Annotated in this window: 1 protein-coding gene; it reads right to left on the bottom strand. The window is 40.0% G+C overall.

Features of this window, described 5'->3' with window-relative positions:
* Positions 1-93 precede the first annotated feature (93 nt).
* Positions 94-580: IS256 family transposase (locus tag PSI06_RS21095; protein ID WP_273604826.1), on the bottom strand; the 487-nt coding region annotated here is incomplete at its 5' end.

The raw sequence follows: 580 nt of genomic DNA, 5'->3' as shown, positions 1-580 counted from the left end.
TAGGGGTTTTGTGCCCATCCCCTCGAAATGAACCTTAAGCCTATTTTATAACCAACACAGAGGGCGTTCAAAATTCTGTGTCAGCTTAAATTTTTAAATGTCGAGTACGCTATCTAAACGTCCTTCAAAATAAATGGCCAGCTGAGATAAACACAAGCTCCAATTGTGGATTGGCATGGTCCATTTCTCAGTGGCGTTTAATATGCCAGCATAAAGTAATTTCAACAAGCTGTTTTCGTTTGGAAAAGCGCCTTTCGTTTTCGTTAGCTTTCTAAATTGACGATGCACAGCCTCCACAGCATTCGTCGTATAAATGACTTTACGAATATGTTCAGGATACTTGAAGTAAGCTGATAAGTTATGCCATTTATTGCGCCAGGAGTTAATCACAAGCGGGTAAGAGTTACCCCATTTAGCCTCAAGTTCATCAAGTGCTAACTCAGCAGCTTCCTTGGTTGGAGCACGATATACTGGCTTTAAGTCGGCCATGAACGCCTTTTGATTTTTAGAGGCAACATACTTCATTGAATTGCGTATCTGATGAACAATACATAATTGAACTTCAGTCTCTGGAAAAATA

The organism is Pseudoalteromonas sp. GABNS16E (assembly GCF_028598715.1).
GTDB lineage: Bacteria > Pseudomonadota > Gammaproteobacteria > Enterobacterales > Alteromonadaceae > Pseudoalteromonas > Pseudoalteromonas atlantica.
This window is presented reverse-complemented; position numbering and strand designations above follow the sequence as displayed.